This is a genomic window from Rhizobium sp. 18055 (assembly GCF_902706285.1).
GTDB lineage: Bacteria > Pseudomonadota > Alphaproteobacteria > Rhizobiales > Rhizobiaceae > Rhizobium.
On sequence record NZ_CACSKD010000441.1, the window covers coordinates 1 to 399 of the forward strand.

Sequence of the window (399 nt, forward strand, 5' to 3'; positions counted from 1 at the left end):
GGTTCTATCGGCAGCTGGACCCGAGCAATACGTTCAATCCGGGCATCGGCCAGACCTCGAAGGAAAAAGGGTGGGGTGGCTGCGACTGCGGATGATGTAGAGCCGAGCCCATGCTCGGCTGCTCTTCCCGACAGACAGCCGTCGAGCATGGCTCAGCCCCACCCGGACAGCAGTTACCATCGGAATCCCGTACGCAGGAGCCGCCCATGCCCACCCTCGTTGCCCGCGCGACCCTGTGCGCTGCATTGCTGGCAACACCGCTGCTGGTGCTGGCGCAGTCCGCGATCCTGCCGCAGCAGCGCGACGCCGCCGGCAACGTGATGGAGCCGCTGGGGCAGGTGCTGGAACAGGGAGGGCAGGGCGAAGCACGCATGCAGTACTGCACCCTCGATCGTGCCT

At 66.2% G+C, this 399-nt stretch carries 1 protein-coding gene and 1 pseudogene; both read left to right on the forward strand.

All coding sequences use genetic code 11. The features are described 5' to 3' along the window. Nucleotides 1–95 (forward strand): annotated as a pseudogene (locus tag GVL52_RS32580) (hypothetical protein); the annotation flags it as partial. A gap of 111 nt (nt 96–206) precedes the next feature. Next, a partial coding sequence (locus tag GVL52_RS29920) for a hypothetical protein (RefSeq protein WP_200848062.1) occupies nt 207–399 on the forward strand: 193 nt, incomplete at its 3' end.